This window comes from Pseudomonas sp. RIT357 (assembly GCF_000632245.1).
Lineage (GTDB): Bacteria > Pseudomonadota > Gammaproteobacteria > Pseudomonadales > Pseudomonadaceae > Aquipseudomonas > Aquipseudomonas sivasensis.
This window is the reverse complement of the sequence record NZ_JFYX01000001.1, coordinates 160,691-179,016: the sequence shown is the minus strand read 5'-3', so window position 1 is coordinate 179,016 and position 18,326 is coordinate 160,691. Positions and strand designations below refer to the sequence as shown.

Below are 18,326 nucleotides of genomic sequence, written 5' to 3'. Positions count from 1 at the left end.
ACAAATGGTCGCTGCCTACAGGTATTTCCTACGTGAGGGCGGCGACATCTGACACCTGGGAAACCCTTGAAACAGGCCGCATAAGCGCCTGGCACCGCATCGACGGGGCGCAAGAATTTTCGGGGTGTCTTTATAACACCCGTCCGTCGACTGCCGAAAAATCGATGGCCTGGGATAACCGTTGCCTTGTGTTTCTCTCTCGCACTGCCCGGAGCATCTGCGCCATGAGTTCTGCCTCTCTTATAAAGACCCCGCCGGAAAAGGTGCGGGTCAACGGTTGGGTGTTCTACACCTCCACCGCGCTGATTCTGTTGTTGACTGCCATTCTGATCATCGCCCCGCAGGAGGCCGGGCGCATGCTCGGCGTAGCCCAGGCGTGGCTTTCCAAAAGCTTCGGCTGGTACTACATGGTGGTCATCGCCGCCTATCTCGTATTCGTAGTCGGCCTGGCGTTTTCGTCCTACGGCAAGTTGAAACTGGGCAGCAAGGACGACACCCCGGACTTCAGCTACGGCGCCTGGGCCGGCATGTTGTTCTCGTCGGGCATCGGCATCTCGCTGCTGTACTTCGGCGCCTCGGAGCCGTTGGATCACTACTTCAACCCGCCTGAAGGCGCGGCCGCCAGCAATGGCGCCGCTCGCCAGGCGTTGCAACTGACCTTCCTGCACTGGGGCCTGCATGGCTGGGCGATCTACGCCTTGGTCGGCCTGGCCGTGGCGTACTTTGCGTACCGCCATAACCAGCCGCTGGCGTTGCGTTCGGCGTTGTACCCGCTGATGGGCGAGCGTTGGGTCAAAGGCGCGGCGGGCCACGCGGTGGACGGTTTCGGCATGTTCGTGACCCTGCTGGGCCTGGTAACCAACCTGGGGATCGGTTCGTTGCAGGTGTCGTCCGGGTTGGAAAACCTGTTCGGCATGGAACACAGCAACACCAACCTGCTCATCGTGATCATCGTGATGAGCACCGTCGCCACCATCGCTGCCGTGTCGGGTGTGGAGAATGGCATTCGTCGCCTGTCCAACCTCAACATCGTGCTGTTCAGCGGTTTGCTGATCTTCGTGCTGCTGTTCGGCCCGACCCTGCACTTGCTCAATGGCCTGGTGCAGAACACCGGTGATTACCTCAACGGCATCGTGCTGAAGACGTTTGACCTGTATGTGTATGAAGGCGACGGTGAAAAAACCGAGCGCTGGATGGGCCTGTGGACGCTGTTCTACTGGGCCTGGTGGATTTCCTGGGCGCCATTTGTAGGTATGTTCATCGCGCGTATTTCCCGTGGTCGCACGGTGCGTGAACTGGTGGCCGGCGTGCTGCTGATCCCGCTGGGCTTTACCCTGGCGTGGCTGTCGATCTTTGGTAACTCGGCGCTGGACCTGGTGCTGAACCAAGGGGCGGTGGAGTTGGGCAAGACGGCGCTGGAACAGCCGTCCATGGCCATCTACCAACTGCTGGAGCACTACCCAGCGTCGAAAATCGTCATTGGTGTGTCGATCTTCGTAGGCTTTGTGCTGTTCCTGACCCCGGCGGATTCCGGCGCGGTGATGATGGCCAACCTTTCCTGCAAAGGCGGCAACGTGGATGAAGATGCGCCGCACTGGCTGCGGATCTTCTGGTCGGTGGTGATCACCCTGGTGACCATCGGCCTGCTGTTTGCCGGCAACTTCGAAGCCATGCAAACCATGGTGGTGTTGGCGGGGCTGCCGTTTTCGGTGGTGCTGATTTTCTTCATGTTCGGTCTGCACAAGGCCATGCGCCAGGACGCGGCGATCGAACAGGAGCAGGCGCAACTGGCTGAACGCGGGCGTCGTGGTTTCAGCGAGCGTTTGACGGCACTCGACCTGCAACCGAGCCAGGGCACTGTGCAGCGCTTCATGGACAAGCACGTCACGCCAGCGCTGGAAGAGGCGGCGGTCGCGTTGCGTGAGCAAGGGTTGGAAGTGCAGACGCTGTTGGGCAAGTCCAAGCGTTGCATCGGTGTGCGGATCGAGATGGAAGAGGGCAACCCGTTCGTTTATGAAGTGAGCCTGGATGCTTACTCGTCGGCGCCGAGCGACCTGCCTGAAGAAGAGCGCACCCGCTATTACCGTGCCGAGGTGTACCTGCACAACGGGCCTCAGGAATACGACCTGATGGGCTTCGCCCAGGAACAGATCACCCGGGACGTGCTCGATCAGTTTGAAAGCCATCGGCAGCTCCTTGGCCGTGTCTATAGCTGATGCTTTGAAAGCCCGGTGGTGTTGTCACTGACACCACGGGGCAAAAAAATGTGGGAGGGGGCTTGCCCCCGATTGCAGTGTGTCAGTCAGTTCATCTGTTACTGATCCACCGCTATCGGGGGCAAGCCCCCTCCCACATGTTTGACCCAGTTTCTCCAATGGCGTTTGCGGTGTTTGCTAGCCCAGGTTTTTGCCCAGCAGGGCGTGGTAGAGCTCACTGTCGCCCAGGATCCCCACCACCTGGTTGTTGTCATGCAACACCAGCTTGTTCCCTGTCTGGTAACGAATCTGCAGCGCATCACGCATGCCGATATTCGAATCCACCAGCGTCGGTACCCGGCCCAGGCCTTCTACTGCTTGCCCCGGTGCCCAGTTCTGCAGGTTCATCACCACGCCATTCTGACGGGCGCCCTGGATAGTGTTGCCCTCGGCCAGGTCCAGCCACGAGTCGCCGCCCGGATCGAGGCACACCGAGCCGTTCACTCGCGTGCAGTTGTCCAGCGTGCGCATCAGGCTGCGGCCGCACAGCACGTTCAGCGGGTTGGTGTGGGCGACGAAGGTACGCACATAGTCGTCCGCGGGGTTGAGTACGATCTCTTCCGGCACGCTGTACTGAATGATCTTGCCGTCTTTCATGATCGCGATGCGGCTGCCCAGCTTGAGCGCCTCGTCGAGGTCGTGACTCACGAACACGATGGTCTTGCTCAGCTTGCGTTGCAGTTCCAGCAACTCGTCCTGCAAGCCCTGGCGGATCAGCGGGTCGAGGGCGGAGAAGGGTTCGTCCATCAGCAGAATATCGGCGTCCATCGCCAACGCACGGGCCAGGCCAACACGCTGCTGCATACCGCCGGAGAGTTCGTCCGGCTTCTTGTTGCGCCACTGGGTCAGGCCCACCAGCTCAAGTTTCTCGTCCACCAGCTTGCGCCGTTCTTTCTCCGGACGGCCCTGCATTTCCAGGCCGAAACTGATGTTTTCACGCACTGTCAGCCAAGGCATCAGGGCAAACTTCTGGAACACCATGGCGATGCGCTTGGTGCGCATCATTTTCAGCTCGGCAGGGGTGCAGGAAGCGATGTCGATCTGGCGACCTTCATGCTCCACAAACAGCTGGCCACGGCTCACGGTGTTAAGGCCGTTGATGCAACGCAGCAAGCTCGATTTGCCGGAGCCCGACAGGCCCATCAGTACACAGATTTCACCTTTCTCGATATCCAGGCTGGCTTTTTCAACGCCGACAATCTGCCCGGTCTTTTTCAGGATCTCGTTGCGATGCATGCCCTGGTCGAGCAGCTTGAGTGCTTCGCGTGGGTCTTTGGAGAAGATCACGTCGACATTGTCGAATCGGATAATGCTCATGCATCACCCCCTACTTTGGCGTCGGGTTGTTTGCAGATGCGGTCGAGCATGATGGCCAGCAACACGATTGCCAGGCCCGCTTCAAAGCCCAGGGCGATGTCGGCGGTGTTCAGCGCGTTGACCACTGGCTTGCCGAGGCCATCGGCGCCTACCAGCGCGGCGATCACCACCATCGACAGCGACAGCATGATGCATTGGGTAATGCCGGCGGCAATGCTCGGCATGGCGTGGGGCAGTTCAATGCGCGAGAGCAACTGACGGCGCGAGCAGCCAAAGGCCTTGCCGGCGTCCATCAACTCTTGCGGTACATCGCGGATACCCAGGTAGGTCAGGCGGATCGGCGCGGCAATGGCGAATACCACCGTGGAGATCAACCCAGGCACCACACCCAGCCCGAAGAGGGTCAGGGTAGGGATGAGGTAGACGAAGGTCGGTACGGTCTGCATCAGATCGAGCACCGGCCGCATCATGGTGTAGAACATCGGTTTGTGCGCGGCAACAATGCCCAGCGGCACACCGATGACCACGCAGACCAGGGTGGCGAACAGCACCTGCGCCAGGGTCTCCATGGTTTCCTGCCAGTACCCCAGGTTGAGGATCAGCAGGAAGGAGGCGATGACAAAAACCGTCAGTCCCCACTTACGTTGAATAAAGTGAGCCAGCAGCGCAATCAGACCGATCAATGCCAGCGGATTGAACCAGGTCAGCGCAAACGTCACGCCGTGGATCATCGTTTCCAGTGTCGATGCGATTGCGTCGAAGTAGTTGGCACCGTGTTGGGTCAACCAATCGACGAAGGCAGCGATGTACTGGCCTAGTGGGATTTTCTGTTCAGTCAGCATGGTAGTGAATGTCCACATGCGAAGAGGGAATACATCCCGGGGCAGCGTACCGCCCCGGGGTCAGCAGTATTACTTGGCGAGATACGCTTTGACGGCCTCCAGACCTGGTTTGCCATCGACGGTGGTGACCCCTGCAAGCCAGGTGTCGAGTACTTCTGGGTTCTTTTTCAGCCAGGCCTTGGCGGCGGCGTCGGGCTTCATCTTGTCGTCAAGGACGTTACCCATCAGGGTGCTTTCCATGTTCAAGGTGAACGACAGGTTTTTCAGCAGTTGGCCAACGTTGCTGCATTCCTGGGTATAGCCCTTGCGGACGTTGGTGTAGATGGTGGCCTGGCCGTAGTTGGGGCCGAACGAATCGTCACCCCCGGTCAGGTACTTCATCTTGAAACGGGTGTTCATCGGGTGCGGTTCCCAGCCGAGGAACACGATGGCCTGGTCGCGCTTGGAGGCGCGTTCCACCTGCGAGAGCATTCCGGCTTCGCTGGATTCGACCACTTTGAAGCCGGCGGTTTTCAGGCCGAAGGCGTCTTTATCGATCAGCGTCTGGATGGTGCGGTTGCCGTCGTTACCCGGCTCGATGCCGTAGATCTTGCCGCCCAACTCATCCTTGAATTTGGCGATATCGGCGAAGTCTTTCAGCCCTTTGTTGTACAGCGCCTCGGGGACCGCCAGGGTGTATTTGGCGTTCTCCAGGTTGGCGCGCACGGTTTCCACGGTGCCGGCATCACGGTACTGCTTGATGTCGTTTTCCATGGTCGGCATCCAGTTGCCGAGGAAAATATCCATATTCTTGCCGTCGGCCAGGGACTTGTAAGTCACCGGTACCGAAATCATCGTGGTGCGCGGCTTGTAGCCCAGGCCCTTGAGGATTTCGCTGGTGGTCGCGGTAGTGACGGTAATGTCGGTCCAGCCGACATCGGAGAAGTTGACGGTCTTGCACTGTTCCGGTTCTGCAGCGTGCGCCATGACGGGAAGACTCAGCATGGCGGCCAACAACAACGAGGGTGAACCTTTCATCTGGGTAGACTCCTGTGTTTTTTCTGGCGGCCTTCGCCGCGCTTTATAAGTGTTGCGGTTGGAGCGTGCGACAACAGCTCTGCCACGGTGCCTTGCAAACGAGTCGAGACTGATCATGTACCAGTGAAAATCTGACGCCTACAGGGGGCGTCGTATCCAGTACAGGGAGGGTCGCATCCAGTGTCGGTGACGTCGCTTACAGGTTTTTCCCAAGGCAAAACCGCAGTTTTTGCCCATCTGCGCCGCTGAAAACGGCCAAAACAGGCGATCGCACGCGAGCGACGCTGGTGAGCATGGGTGCGTCGGTGTGAGACGCCGTGACGGCAGATAAAACCTTGATGATGCCGCCATCTGGGCGATCTGAGCGTAGCAGCTTGTTCAAGTCCGGCCCGTGCTTATCGAGGAGTTCCACGTTAATGGCTATCAGCGTTTTCGACCTGTTCAAGATCGGCATCGGGCCTTCTAGTTCTCACACCGTCGGCCCCATGCGCGCCGCGGCGTTGTTCGTCCAAGCACTGCGTGAACGTGAATTGTTGGAACAAGTACGGCGCGTCGAAGTTCAGCTGTACGGCTCGTTGTCGGCCACCGGCATCGGCCACGGCAGCGACACCGCTACCATCATGGGCCTGATGGGCGAGTGGCCGGATGCAATTGATCCGTCGCAGATCGGCCTGCGCATCCACACCCTGCGCGAGACCGACACACTGCTGCTGGACGGGCGTTTGCCGGTGCCGTTTGTATGGGCACGGGACATGCGTCTGCTCGATGAGAACCTGCCGTTCCACCCCAACGCCATGACCTTGGTGGTAGTTGGTGATGATGGCGAGCTGCACCGCGACACCTACTACTCAGTGGGCGGTGGTTTCGTGGTGGATGAAGCCCAGGCCCGAAGCGGCGTGGCGGATATGGACCGCACCGAGTTGCCCTATGACTTTTCCAGCGCGGTGGAGTTGTTGCAGTTGTGCAAGACCCACAACCTGCGCGTTGCCGAGTTGATGCTGGCCAACGAAAAGGTCTGGCGCTCCGAAGAAGAAATCCGCAGCGGCCTGATGAAGCTTTGGCGCGCCATGCAAGCGTGCGTGGAGCAGGGCCTCAAGCACGAAGGCATCCTGCCTGGCGGCCTTAACGTGCGTCGCCGCGCGGCCAAGTTGCACCGCAGCCTGCAGGAGTTGAACAAGCCTAATGTGATTGGCTCGACGTTGAGCGCCATGGAGTGGGTCAACCTGTTCGCCCTCGCGGTCAACGAAGAAAACGCCGCCGGTGGGCGCATGGTCACCGCGCCTACCAATGGCGCGGCGGGGATTATTCCGGCGGTGTTGCACTACTTCATGAAGTTCAGCGACGAAGTCACCGAAGCCAACGTGGTCGACTACCTGCTCAGTGCTGCGGCGGTAGGGATTCTGTGCAAGAAGAACGCCTCAATCTCGGGTGCCGAAGTCGGTTGCCAGGGGGAAGTGGGTTCTGCGTGTGCCATGGCCGCGGCCGGGCTGGCCGAGATTCTTGGCGCTACGCCGGAGCAACTGTGCAACGCCGCTGAAATTGGCCTGGAACACAACCTCGGCCTGACCTGCGACCCCGTGGGCGGGTTGGTGCAAGTGCCGTGCATCGAGCGCAATGCGATTGCGGCGGTGAAAGCGATCAACGCGGCGCAAATGGCCTTGCGTGGCGACGGTCAGCACTTTATTTCCCTGGACCGGGTAATCCGCACCATGCGCGATACCGGGGCAGATATGCATGACAAGTACAAAGAGACATCGCGGGGTGGGTTGGCGGTCAGTGCAGTGGAGTGCTGATGAGCTTGTTGTGATGAACAGGGCCTTAGTGATGAACAGGGCTTTTGTGGTGAGCCGGGCTTTTGTGGTGAGCGGGCTTGCCCCGCGCTGGGTGGCGAAGCCGCCCCAATCAATAAAGGCACCACATAGTTTCAGATAAAACCCGGTCGCCTGATTTTGGGGCGGCTTCGCCACCCAGCGCGGGGCAAGCCCGCTCACTACAAGTGAACACTCCAACCAAAATCGCCACCTTTTAGCGCGTCGCAAACAGATAAGTAGCTCCCGAACGATTTCCGCTCCGACCACCCGTCACCTGTGCATGGGGTGACAGACTTCTCCTACGCCCGCAAAGCGCCTTCCCACAAGTGCTACCGATCTGCTCACACCCCTTAGCAGTGCTGCTCCTACGTCCCTTTTCGGCCGTATCCCGCACTTCCTGCGCGGGCTTATATAGACACGTCATAAGGTCGTTTTCAGGAGTTATTGAATAGCCATTCAATTTTAGGCATGGCATTTGCTCTATCTATTTAAAGCGTCGCCTTCCTGAGGCCGACCGCCATAACAAGAGCCTCGCCTGAGGCCAACACCCGCTTAGTGTGAGGAGATACCGCGATGACGTCGTTCAACTCAGGGGCCCAACCCCAGAACCGTGCGCCTCAATCCATCGGCTTTTTGCTGTTGGACAATTTCACGCTGATTTCCCTGGCGTCAGCCGTGGAACCGCTGCGCATGGCCAACCAATTGTCCGGTCGCGAGTTGTATCGCTGGACAACCCTGAGTGTCGACGGCAACCAGGTCTGGGCCAGCGACGGTCTGCAAATCACCCCCGATGCCTCCATGCACAAAGCTCCGGCCCTGGACACCGTCATCGTGTGCGGCGGCGTGGGTATTCAGCGCACCGTTACCCGTGAACACGTGTCGTGGCTGCAAAGCCAGGCGCGCCAGTCCCGCCGTCTTGGCGCCGTCTGCACCGGCAGTTGGGCCCTGGCTTGCGCCGGCCTGCTTGATGGGTTTGATTGCAGCGTGCACTGGGAATGCCTGGCGTCGATGCAGGAAGCCTTCCCGCGCGTGGCCATGAGCACACGCCTGTTCACCCTCGACCGCAATCGCTTCACCAGCTCCGGCGGCACCGCGCCGCTGGACATGATGCTGCACCTGATCAGCCGCGATCATGGCCGCGAACTGTCGGCAGCGATCTCCGAGATGTTTGTGTACGAGCGCATCCGCAACGAACAGGATCACCAGCGTGTGCCGCTCAAGCACATGCTGGGCACCAACCAGCCGAAGCTGCAGGAAATTGTGGCGTTGATGGAAGCCAACCTGGAAGAGCCGATCGATCTGGACGAACTGGCGGTGTACGTCGCCGTGTCGCGGCGCCAGCTGGAGCGCCTGTTCCAGAAATACCTGCACTGCTCGCCGTCGCGCTACTACCTCAAACTGCGCCTGATCCGTGCACGGCAGTTGCTCAAGCAAACGCCGATGTCGATCATCGAAGTGGCCTCGGTGTGCGGGTTTGTGTCTACGCCGCACTTCTCCAAGTGCTACCGCGAATACTTCGGCATTCCGCCACGGGATGAGCGCGTCGGTTCCAACACCACCCAGCAGGTGGCGATGATGCCGATTCCGCAGGCGTTGGTGTTGTCACCGTTGGCCGGGCCGATGTCGGCGTTGAGTCAGGCGCGCAATGAGTCGACTTTTGCGAGCGTGCGGCTTTAGACCGAGTTGACTGCATCGGGAGCAAGCCCCCTCTCACATGGGAATGGATTCCAAGTGTGGGAGGGACGGTGCGACGATTCGACTTGCTCTCAATAGCGTTCTATCAGACACCAGAGTTCTGCTTGAACTGCACCAAAGCCGGCAACAGCTGCTTATCAATCGCCTGACGCACCGCCGGCAGGATCGTCGCGCTGCCGCTGTACATCTGTTCCACCATGCCCTTGAGCGCTTTGGCCCGTGCTTCGCTCAAACCGCGCACGGCGCACTCGCAGGCCTGCTCAGCGGTGGCGCCGCTGGACACGTCGAAACCCAGTGAGCGCAGTTGGCCCAGCAGGTCATCCTGGTCAATCAAATCCGCATGCATCATGACGTTTATCCTGGTGAGGGGAGCGAGGTCTGACTGGGATTCTGGTAGCCGCCCATGCGGTCGGCAAGGGCAGAATGCGCGAATGCCTCAGATGGCTATGAGCGTGTCGTTTTCGGGCCATTTGCCAACCGCACTTATCGGCACACTGAACCCAGGCACACAGCTTGACGGTTTGGTCACCCTCGGGATGTACGGCTCACACAAGGCACTCTGCCCCGATCCACTCCACATTGGATCGGGTTTTTTTTTGCTTATTGTCTGACCGGCAAACCGATGACACGGCCAAGCAGGGCAGGCTTGGGCAGGTCAGCCTGTGCAGCGCTGACAGCGATGATTTTTTCCAGCGTCGCCTCGGTAAACGGCGCCGAATGCGGGCCGGCCAGATCGACGTGCAAGAGCATCTGTTCGTTACCCGCCAGCGCCCGCTCTTCGCCCACAAGATGGAGGCTGTGATAGAGGTGCAGCCGCTTGGCGTCATGGGCGATCAGTTGGGTATGCACCTCAACCTCGGCGCCGAGTTTCACCTCATGCAGGTAGTTCAGGTGCAGTTCCAGGGTGAACAGCGAGTGGCCGCTGGCGTCGCGGTTTTCGCTGTCCAGGCCCAACGTGTCCATCAGCGCGTCGGTCGCGTAGCTGAAGATCAGCAGGTAGAACGCGTCGCGCAGGTGGCCGTTGTAGTCGACCCACTCGGGGAGGATTGCTGTGGTGTAGGTCGTCAGTGCAGGCATGGAAAACTCCCGGATCAGTACTCGGTCAAAATGTGGGAGGAGCTTGCCCCCGATAGCGGTGTGTCAGTTGCCAGATTTCTTGACTGATCCAATGCTATCGGGGGGCAAGTCGAATCGTCGCACCGCCCCTCCCACGTGGGTTATTCGGCGAAAGTCATACCGTGCTTGGCTTTGGTGGTTTTTACCGCTTCCAGCACCGCCAACAGGCAATCATCACGATAGCGTTCCAGTGCCGAAATGCTGTGTGTACCCAACTGATCGCTAGTGCCATCCACCACATCATCAATCAATTTGTCAGTCAGCTCGGGCGCCGGCAGATACGTCCACGGCAACTGCAGCGCCGGACCAAACTGCGCCATGAAATGCCGCATCCCCGCATCGCCGCCCGCCAGGGTGTAGGTCAGGAAGGTGCCCATGAACGACCAGCGCAACCCTGCGCCAAAGCGGATGGCATCGTCGATTTCGCCGGTGGTCGCCACGCCGTCATTCACCAGGTGCAACGCTTCACGCCAGAGCGCTTCGAGCAGGCGATCGGCAATGAAGCCGGGGACTTCCTTACGCACATGCAACGGGCGCATGCCGAGGGATTCGTACACCTTGATCGCGGCTTGAATAGCGTCGGGCGCGGTGTTTTTGCCGCCGACCACTTCCACCAATGGCAGCAGGTAAACCGGGTTGAACGGGTGACCGACCACGCAGCGCTCAGGGTGGGTTGAGCTCTCGTAGAACTCACTGGGCAGCAGGCCCGAAGTGCTCGAGCCGATCAGTGCGTTGGGCTTGGCAGCGGCGCTGATTTTGCCGTGCAGTTCCAGCTTCAGCTCCAGGCGTTCTGGGGCGCTTTCCTGGATGAAGTCAGCGTCTTTTACGCACTCTTCAATGGTGGCGACAAAGCGCAGGCGGTCTTGGGATGCGCCGGGTGCGAGGCCTTTTTTCTCAAGCGCACCCCATGCGTTGGCAACGCGTTTGCGCAGGGCGGCTTCGGCGCCGGGGGCCGGATCCCAGGCGATTACATCAAGGCCGTGGGCGAGGGCGCGGGATACCCAGCCACTGCCGATGACACCGTTGCCGAGCGCGGCGAAGGTTTTGATTTCGGTGATAAAGCTCATGGCACATTCCTAAAGAGGTTGGTAATCCCCTGTGGGAGGGGGCTTGCCCCCGATAGCGGTGTGTCAGTCGATACAGCTGGTGCTGATCCTCCGCCATCGGGGGCAAGCCCCCTCCCACATGTTGATCAGCGGCGTTTGGTGAGGCCCATCTTTGCCCGGCCCTCTGCGGGGGTCATGACTCGCGCGCCCAAGCGGCTGAGGATCTCACTGGCCCGTTCTACCAACTGCCCATTGGTCGCCAGCACGCCCTTGTCCAGCCACAGATTGTCTTCCAGGCCTACCCGCACATTGCCGCCCAGCAGTACCGCTTGCGCCGCCATCGGCATTTGCATGCGGCCGATGCCGAAGCCCGCCCACACTGCGTCGGCGGGCAGGTTGTCGACCATGGCTTTCATGGTGGTGGTGTCGGCCGGCGCGCCCCATGGGATGCCCAGGCACAGTTGGAACAGCGGGTTGTCGAGCAGGCCCTCCTTGATCATCTGCTTGGCGAACCACAGGTGGCCGGTGTCGAAAATTTCCAGTTCGGCTTTTACACCCAACTCTTGAATGCGTTTGGCACCGGCGCGCAACTGCGCAGGGGTGGACACGTAAATGGTGTCGCCATCGCCGAAGTTCAGCGTGCCGCAGTCCAGTGTGCAGATTTCCGGCAGCAGTTCTTCCACATGGGCCAAGCGCGTCAGCGGGCCGACCAGGTCGGTATTGGGGCCGAACTCCATCGGGTTCTCGCCGCCGCCGATCTCCAGGTCGCCGCCCATGCCGGCGGTGAGGTTGACGATGATGTCGATGTCCGCCTCGCGGATGCGCTCCATCACTTCGCGATACAGCGCCACGTCGCGGCTGAACTTGCCGGTTTCGGGGTCACGCACATGGCAGTGCACCACGGTGGCGCCGGCCTTGGCGGCTTCAACCGCTGCGGCTGCGATTTGTTTGGGGGTGACCGGCACGTGTGGGCTTCTGGCGGTCGTGTCGCCAGCACCGGTGAGTGCGCAGGTGATGATGACGTCGTGATTCATGAGACGGTTCCTTACAGGCGTGGTGATGCCGTTCGCAGCCGTGTCTGGCTGCGAAGCAGTGGTTGAAAGGGTGTTACTTGCCGGTCAATTGCAGGTTGGCGGCGGCCGGTTTGCCATCGAAGGTGGTCACGCCTTCCAGCCAGCGAGCCTGGTCTTGAGGGTGATCCTTGAGCCACTGCTTGGCCGACTCGATAGCGTCCTTGTGATCCAGCAACGGCTGCATCATTCGGCTCTCGTCGGCCGCGGTGAAGGTCAGGTTGGTCAGCAGTTTGTGCACATTGGGGCACTGCTCGGCGTAGGTCGGCGAAGTGACGGTCCAGACGGTCGCCATGCCTTCGTTCGGGCCCAGGGCGTCGTCGCTGCCGGTGAGATAAGTCATCGCCACGTTGACGTTCATCGGGTGCGGCGCCCAGCCAAAAAACACCACGGCTTCCTTGCGGCGAACGGCGCGGTCGACGGCGGCGAGCATGCCGGCTTCGCTGGATTCCACCAGTTGGAATTTGCCCAGGCCGAACTGATTCTTGGCGATCATCGCCTTGATCTGGGTGTTAGCCCCTGAGCCCGGCTCGATGCCGTAGATCTTGCCACCCAGTTCTTTTTCGAATTTGGCGATATCGGCGAAGGTTTTCAGGCCCTTGTCCGCCAGGTAAGTCGGCACGGCGAGGGTGGCGCGGGCGTCTTCCAGGCTTGGTTTGTCGAGGACTTTGACTTGTTTGGCATCGACGAATGGCGTGATGGTCTGGGTCATCAGCGGGTTCCAGTACCCCAGGAACAAGTCCAGGCGCTGGTCGCGGATGCCGGCGAAGATGATTTGCTGGGAGGCGCTGGTTTGTTTGGTCTTATAGCCGAGGCCGTCGAGCAGTACTTGGGTCATGGCGCTGGTGGCGATGACGTCGGTCCAGTTCACCACGCCCATGCGCACGTTCTGGCATGAAGCGGCATCCGCTGCCATCACATTGGTGCTCAAAATAGCGCTGGCACTGAGTGCAAGCACGCAGCGGCTGATCAGTCGATTCATGGTGGATCCCTCGGCAGGTCGTTATTGTGGGGTCCGGCGTCTTTGTGCGCCGTGCAGCCAAGTTACGCAAGCCAGGGGCCAGCAAAACGCACGGCGGCGACCACCTCTTGCACTGCAGCGACCTGCCCCCTTGAATCCGCCCCTGAACGGGAGTATCACAGTGCCACGCTGCCCGTCCGACGAGAGCGCCACCATGTCCCAGGATTTCTACTTTCTGCTGATGCCGGGGTTTTCGGCCATTGGTTTTATCTCCGCGCTGGAACCGCTACGGGTGGCCAACCGCTTTCGTGGCGAGCTGTACCGCTGGCATGTGCTGAGTGCCGATGGCGGCGCGGTGTTGGCGAGCAATGGCATGTCGGTCAACGCGGATGCCGGGCTGGAGCCGCTGAAAAAAGGGGCGACCTTGCTGGTGGTGGCCGGCTTTGAGCCGCTGCAGTTCGCCACCCCCGCCCTGGAACACTGGCTGCGTCGCCTCGACCACGACGGCGTGACCCTTGGTGCCATTGATACCGGCGCCTGCGTCCTCGCCGAAGCCGGCCTGCTTGACGGCCATCGCCTGACCCTGCACTGGGAAGCCATCGACGCGTTCAAGGAGTCCTATCCTCACCTGACCGTCACCCAGGAGCTGTTCGAGATCGACCGCCGCCGCATCACCTGCGCCGGCGGCACCGCGTCCATCGACCTGATGCTCGACCTGATCGCCCAGGCCCACGGCCCGGAACTGGCGATTCAAGTCTCCGAACAATTCGTACTCGGCCGCATCCGCCCACGCAAAGACCACCAGCGCATGCAGATCGCTACGCGCTACGGCATCAACAACAAAAAATTGGTGCAAGTGATCGGCGAAATGGAGCAACACACCGAACCGCCCTTGAGCACCTTGGCCCTGGCCGAAGCGATCAAGGTGACTCGGCGCCAGTTGGAGCGGCTGTTTCGCCTGCATCTGAATGACACGCCCAGCAACTTCTACCTCGGCCTGCGCCTGGAAAAGGCCCGGCAACTGCTGCGCCAGAGCGATTTAAGCGTGCTGGAAGTCAGCATTGCCTGTGGGTTTGAGTCGCCGTCGTATTTCACGCGCAGCTATCGCGCTAGGTTTGCGAAGTGCCCGAGGGAGGATCGGCGACGGGAGGTGGTTTGACGGGCAATTATAGTCAATTATACTCGTGACTATAATTTATAGTCCTTTCCATAATTGAGTATAAAACCATGTCCAAGAACAGCGGTTTCGTGTTCCGCCGCCCGGTCCTGGCGCGCAGCATTGCCGATGGTCTTGTGGGGGCCGGTATTCAGGATTTCACTTCCGGCCTGTTTCTCGCAGCGCCGCGCCGCACCGGTAAGAGTACTTTTTTGCGCGAAGACCTGATCCCGGAGTGTCAGCTTCGGGGCTGGCTGACCGTGTACGTGGATTTGTGGGCCGACAAGGAAAAGGACCCCGCCGAGTTGATCGCCAGCGCCATAGCCGCTGCGCTGGTTCCCTATGAAAAGGGCATTCGTAAGCTGGCCAAGAATATCGGGATCGAGAAGCTCAGCTTTCTGCGTACCCTGTCCTGGGATTTCAGCAAGCCACAATTGCCGGTCGGCGCCACGTTGACCCAAGCTTTGGAATTGCTCCACAGCGTTGCGCAAAAAACCGTCGTGCTGGTGATAGACGAAGCACAGCACGCATTGACCAGCGATTCGGGTATCAACGCGATGTTCGCGCTCAAAGCTGCCCGGGACCAACTCAACCAGGGCCGTGACGAGGAGGGCAGCGGATTGCATCTCGTGTTCACGGGCTCCAATCGCGACAAACTGGCCCATTTGGTGCTGGGCAAAAGCCAACCGTTTTTCGGCTCCAGCATTACGCCGTTTCCGTTGCTGGGCAAAGAGTTCACCCAGGCCTACACCGTGCACCTCAATGCGCACTTGGCCCAAGACAATCAATTCAGTGCTGCGGATATCGACGAAGCCTTCGAGTTGGTCGGTCGTCGTCCCGAAATGCTGCGCACGATCATCGGCGAAGTGGCGTTGGAGTTGGGCGAGGCCAGCAATCTGGGCGAACTGCTGCACAGCCGCGCCGAACTGCTGCGCGCGGGTGTATGGACCGAATTCGAAAGCGCTTGGAACGCCCTGACGATCCCGCAGCGTGCGGTGTTGGAGGTGATGGTGGCGCGCTCACACAACAACGAACCTTTTGCGCCGTTTACCGACAGCACACTCATAGCGGTCAGCAAGGCATTGGAGGACATGGGCAGCGACGTGGTGCCGGGCACCCAGACCATTCAGGCCTGTATCGATGCGTTACGCGATAAGGAGTTGGTGTGGAAGTCGAGCCGGGGTGGGTATGCCCTGGAGGACAAAACGTTCGGCGATTGGCTGCGGCACAAGCGCCATACGCCCCACTGAAAACACCACAGACCCAGTGTGGGAGGGGGCTTGCTCCCGATAGCGGTAGGTCAGCCAATGCATGAGCAAGCTGATCCACCACCATCGGGAGCAAGCCCCCTCCCACAGTGGATTTCGGCGTGGCTTATTTCTTCAGCAGGGCGGAGCACGCGGTCTTGAAGGCCTCATGCTGATACTTGTTCAACGTCGCCGGCAGTTCAAAGGTGTGCTTCTTGTTCTGCGCATTGATGGTCTGCGGCGACAGCAACGTCACCTCAACCCCCTCCAGCAGTTGAAACACCCCTTCAATCTTGAACGTGGTCGGGCCACCGGCGAATTCGCCTTTTTTGCTGCGCTTCTTGATCGCGATGCGAGTGACGGCGTTGGCCTGCACGAAGGCCTTCACCTGGGCGGCAAAGGCTTTGACGTTGGCCGCTTCATCATCGTCTTCAAGGGCGATTTTCTTGGTAGCCAGGGCGACGTGGCTCAGCGCCTGGTTGTCCAGGGAGGCGACAGCGATGATGGCTTCGCTGCCTTTGATTTCGATGCCGCAGATAGTCATGAAAAACCTTGGCTCAGAGTAAAAGTGGCGGGGATTGTCGCTTATTCCTGCCCAATCGACTCCAAAAACTCCGACCGCTCATCACTCATCCGCGCCAGGCAGTCATTTTGCGCAATCGCATAGGCTTTGGTGCCGGTCACTGCCGGGAAGGTGTCCACCGCGCAATCGGCGTCACGTAGTTTTTCCCACTTCTGCTGGGCGTCCTTCAGACGAGCGGTAATGTCGGCGAGCTTGGTCTTGTCGCTGCCATAGGTAGAACCCATGCGTTCCAGCAGGCCCTGATAGTTGTCTTTCAACAATTGTTCGGCGGTGGTTTTGTTGTAAGTGGCGCATTCCAGGGTTTGCTTGTCGTTTTCGATGCCATCGCACGGCGTGCTGTCGGTGTCTTCAGCCGCGTGGACGCCGGTTGCGATGAGTGCCAAAGCCAGGAAAATCGATTTCATTGCGCCGTCTCATATCAGGTGATGCGGGAATTCTGGCTCAAGCGTAAGACAAAGAACAGTCGCCAGTCAGAGCTGTCATGTAGGCCTTTGTCGCGGATTGACGCTTTCGGCAATTCCCCTGTCGTTTTTGCACCCGGCTCAGGTTGCCCCTGGGCATATGCTGGCCCCAAAGCGCCGGCAGACGATTCGGCGCATGAATCGCCAATAAGGGGACGCCTGATGAGCCCAGCCGAATTGCACGCCGACAGCATCGTTATCGACGGGCTGATTATTGCCAAGTGGAACCGCGACCTGTTCGAGGACATGCGCAAAGGTGGCCTCACCGCCGCCAACTGCACCGTGTCGGTGTGGGAAGGGTTTCAGGCCACCATCAATAACATCGTCGCGAGCCAGACCCTGATCCGCGAGAACAGTGACCTGGTGATCCCGGTGAAAACCACCGCCGACATCCGTCGCGCCAAGGAACTGGGTAAGACCGGCATCATTTTCGGCTTCCAGAATGCCCACGCGTTTGAAGACCAACTCGGCTACGTCGAGATCTTCAAGCAGCTCGGCGTTGGTGTGGTGCAGATGTGCTACAACACCCAGAACCTGGTCGGCACCGGTTGCTACGAGCGTGACGGCGGCCTGTCGGGCTTCGGGCGCGAGATCGTCGGCGAGATGAACCGCGTCGGCATCATGTGCGACCTGTCCCACGTCGGCTCCAAAACCTCCGAAGAAGTCATCCTCGAATCGAAAAAGCCGGTGTGCTACTCCCACTGCTTGCCTTCCGGTCTTAAAGAGCACCCGCGCAACAAGTCCGATGCAGAGCTGAAGTTCATCGCCGACCACGGCGGCTTTGTCGGCGTGACCATGTTCGCGCCGTTCCTCGCCAAGGGCATCGATTCGACCATCGACGACTACGCCGAAGCCATCGAATACACCATGAACATCGTCGGCGAAGACGCCATTGGCATCGGCACCGACTTCACCCAGGGCCATGGCCAGGATTTCTTCGAAATGCTGACCCATGACAAGGGCTACGCCCGCCGCCTGACTAGCTTCGGCAAGATCATCAACCCGCTGGGCATCCGCACCGTGGGCGAGTTCCCCAACCTCACCGAAACCCTGCTCAAGCGCGGCCACAGCGAGCGCGTGGTGCGCAAGATCATGGGCGAGAACTGGGTCAACGTGCTCAAGGACGTCTGGGGCGAATAAGCCACCGCTGACACTTCTTTACCCTCGGCCATCCGGCGCCGAGGGCATACAAACGAATTTTCTGGAGTTAAGTTTCCATGGCCAAGATCGCCCCTCAATTGCCTATCGAAGTCGACAGCGAAACCGGTGTCTGGACCTCCGACGCCCTGCCGATGCTGTACGTGCCGCGCCATTTCTTCGTCAACAACCACATGGGCATCGAAGAAGTCCTGGGCGCTGACGCCTACGCCGAAATCCTCTACAAAGCAGGCTACAAATCCGCTTGGCACTGGTGTGAAAAAGAAGCTGAATGCCACGGCCTGGAAGGCGTCGCGGTGTTTGAACACTACATGAAGCGCCTGTCGCAACGCGGCTGGGGCCTGTTCAAAATCCAGGACATCGACCTGGATAAAGGCACCGCCAGCGTCAAGCTCGAACATTCGGCATTTGTCTACGTGTACGGCAAGGTCGGGCGCAAAGTGGACTACATGTTCACCGGCTGGTTTGCCGGCGCGATGGACCAGATTCTTGAGGCCCGTGGCAGCAAGATCCGCACTGTGGCCGAACAAGTCTACGGAGGCTCCGAAGAGGGCCACGATGACGGCTTGTTCACCGTCAAGCCGTTGTAAG

17 protein-coding genes are annotated in these 18,326 nt (G+C 59.8%); 7 read left to right on the top strand and 10 right to left on the bottom strand.

All coding sequences use genetic code 11. The features are described 5' to 3' along the window. Positions 1-281: 281 nt before the first annotated feature. Positions 282-2,216 (top strand): BCCT family transporter, encoded by a 1,935-nt coding sequence (locus tag BW43_RS26370; protein ID WP_233897097.1) that lies wholly within the window; start codon positions 282-284, stop codon positions 2,214-2,216. Between the two features lie 177 nt (positions 2,217-2,393). On the opposite strand, the gene choV is transcribed toward BW43_RS26370, so the two are convergent. The 3 genes from choV to BW43_RS26385 form a co-directional block, all read right to left on the bottom strand. Next, positions 2,394-3,572: a choline ABC transporter ATP-binding protein gene (gene choV / locus BW43_RS26375; RefSeq protein ID WP_032884027.1), complete on the bottom strand. Its 1,179-nt coding sequence runs from the start codon at positions 3,570-3,572 to the stop codon at positions 2,394-2,396. Next, positions 3,569-4,414 carry a choline ABC transporter permease subunit gene (choW, locus tag BW43_RS26380; RefSeq protein WP_003194913.1) on the bottom strand — a complete coding sequence of 282 codons (846 nt, stop codon included), beginning with the start codon at positions 4,412-4,414 and terminating at the stop codon, positions 3,569-3,571. Before choW ends, choV begins: the two co-directional genes overlap by 4 nt. Before the next feature lie 69 nt (positions 4,415-4,483). Further along, positions 4,484-5,431, bottom strand: a complete 948-nt coding sequence (locus BW43_RS26385) for a choline ABC transporter substrate-binding protein (RefSeq protein WP_032884025.1) — start codon at positions 5,429-5,431, stop codon at positions 4,484-4,486. A 416-nt stretch (positions 5,432-5,847) separates the two neighbouring features. On the opposite strand from BW43_RS26385, the gene BW43_RS26390 reads away from it, so the two are divergent. Further along, complete coding sequence (locus tag BW43_RS26390; RefSeq protein WP_032884024.1) at positions 5,848-7,224, top strand: L-serine ammonia-lyase; 1,377 nt, start codon at positions 5,848-5,850, stop codon at positions 7,222-7,224. Positions 7,225-7,815: 591 nt separating this feature from the next. Next, positions 7,816-8,919, top strand: a complete 1,104-nt coding sequence (locus tag BW43_RS26395; protein WP_032884022.1) for a GlxA family transcriptional regulator — start codon at positions 7,816-7,818, stop codon at positions 8,917-8,919. 103 nt (positions 8,920-9,022) lie between these two features. Here the strand turns inward: BW43_RS26395 and BW43_RS26400 are convergent, their stop codons facing one another. From BW43_RS26400 to BW43_RS26420, 5 genes are all read right to left on the bottom strand, one after another. Further along, positions 9,023-9,286 carry a hypothetical protein gene (locus BW43_RS26400; RefSeq protein WP_032884020.1) on the bottom strand — a complete coding sequence of 88 codons (264 nt, stop codon included), beginning with the start codon at positions 9,284-9,286 and terminating at the stop codon, positions 9,023-9,025. Between the two features lie 251 nt (positions 9,287-9,537). Further along, positions 9,538-10,014: a thioesterase family protein gene (locus BW43_RS26405; RefSeq protein ID WP_032884018.1), complete on the bottom strand. Its 477-nt coding sequence runs from the start codon at positions 10,012-10,014 to the stop codon at positions 9,538-9,540. Between the two features lie 140 nt (positions 10,015-10,154). After that, positions 10,155-11,120 carry an L-carnitine dehydrogenase gene (locus BW43_RS26410; protein ID WP_032884017.1) on the bottom strand — a complete coding sequence of 322 codons (966 nt, stop codon included), beginning with the start codon at positions 11,118-11,120 and terminating at the stop codon, positions 10,155-10,157. A gap of 125 nt (positions 11,121-11,245) precedes the next feature. Further along, positions 11,246-12,133 carry a 3-keto-5-aminohexanoate cleavage protein gene (locus BW43_RS26415; protein ID WP_032884016.1) on the bottom strand — a complete coding sequence of 296 codons (888 nt, stop codon included), beginning with the start codon at positions 12,131-12,133 and terminating at the stop codon, positions 11,246-11,248. Between the two features lie 73 nt (positions 12,134-12,206). Then, positions 12,207-13,151, bottom strand: coding sequence for a choline ABC transporter substrate-binding protein (locus BW43_RS26420; protein WP_032884015.1), 945 nt, complete (start codon positions 13,149-13,151; stop codon positions 12,207-12,209). Between the two features lie 193 nt (positions 13,152-13,344). Between BW43_RS26420 and BW43_RS26425 the strand changes: the two genes are divergently transcribed. Next, complete coding sequence (locus BW43_RS26425; RefSeq protein ID WP_032884013.1) at positions 13,345-14,289, top strand: GlxA family transcriptional regulator; 945 nt, start codon at positions 13,345-13,347, stop codon at positions 14,287-14,289. Positions 14,290-14,357: 68 nt separating this feature from the next. Next, the gene (locus BW43_RS26430; protein ID WP_032884012.1) at positions 14,358-15,536 is read left to right on the top strand and encodes an AAA family ATPase; all 1,179 of its coding nucleotides are present in this window, start codon (positions 14,358-14,360) and stop codon (positions 15,534-15,536) included. Positions 15,537-15,660: 124 nt separating this feature from the next. Here BW43_RS26430 and BW43_RS26435 read toward each other — a convergent pair whose 3' ends face one another. Together BW43_RS26435 and BW43_RS26440 are read right to left on the bottom strand one after the other, a co-directional pair. Next, on the bottom strand, positions 15,661-16,077 hold the full coding sequence (locus BW43_RS26435) for a DUF3010 family protein (RefSeq protein ID WP_032884011.1): 417 nt from the start codon (positions 16,075-16,077) through the stop codon (positions 15,661-15,663). A 41-nt stretch (positions 16,078-16,118) separates the two neighbouring features. Continuing rightward, positions 16,119-16,520, bottom strand: a complete 402-nt coding sequence (locus BW43_RS26440) for a lysozyme inhibitor LprI family protein (RefSeq protein WP_032884009.1) — start codon at positions 16,518-16,520, stop codon at positions 16,119-16,121. A 219-nt stretch (positions 16,521-16,739) separates the two neighbouring features. Here BW43_RS26440 and BW43_RS26445 point away from each other — a divergent pair, with 219 nt between their 5' ends. Continuing rightward, positions 16,740-17,717: a dipeptidase gene (locus BW43_RS26445; protein WP_032884008.1), complete on the top strand. Its 978-nt coding sequence runs from the start codon at positions 16,740-16,742 to the stop codon at positions 17,715-17,717. Positions 17,718-17,794: 77 nt separating this feature from the next. Beyond that, positions 17,795-18,325, top strand: coding sequence for a DUF5943 domain-containing protein (locus BW43_RS26450; protein WP_005792152.1), 531 nt, complete (start codon positions 17,795-17,797; stop codon positions 18,323-18,325). Position 18,326 lies beyond the last annotated feature (1 nt).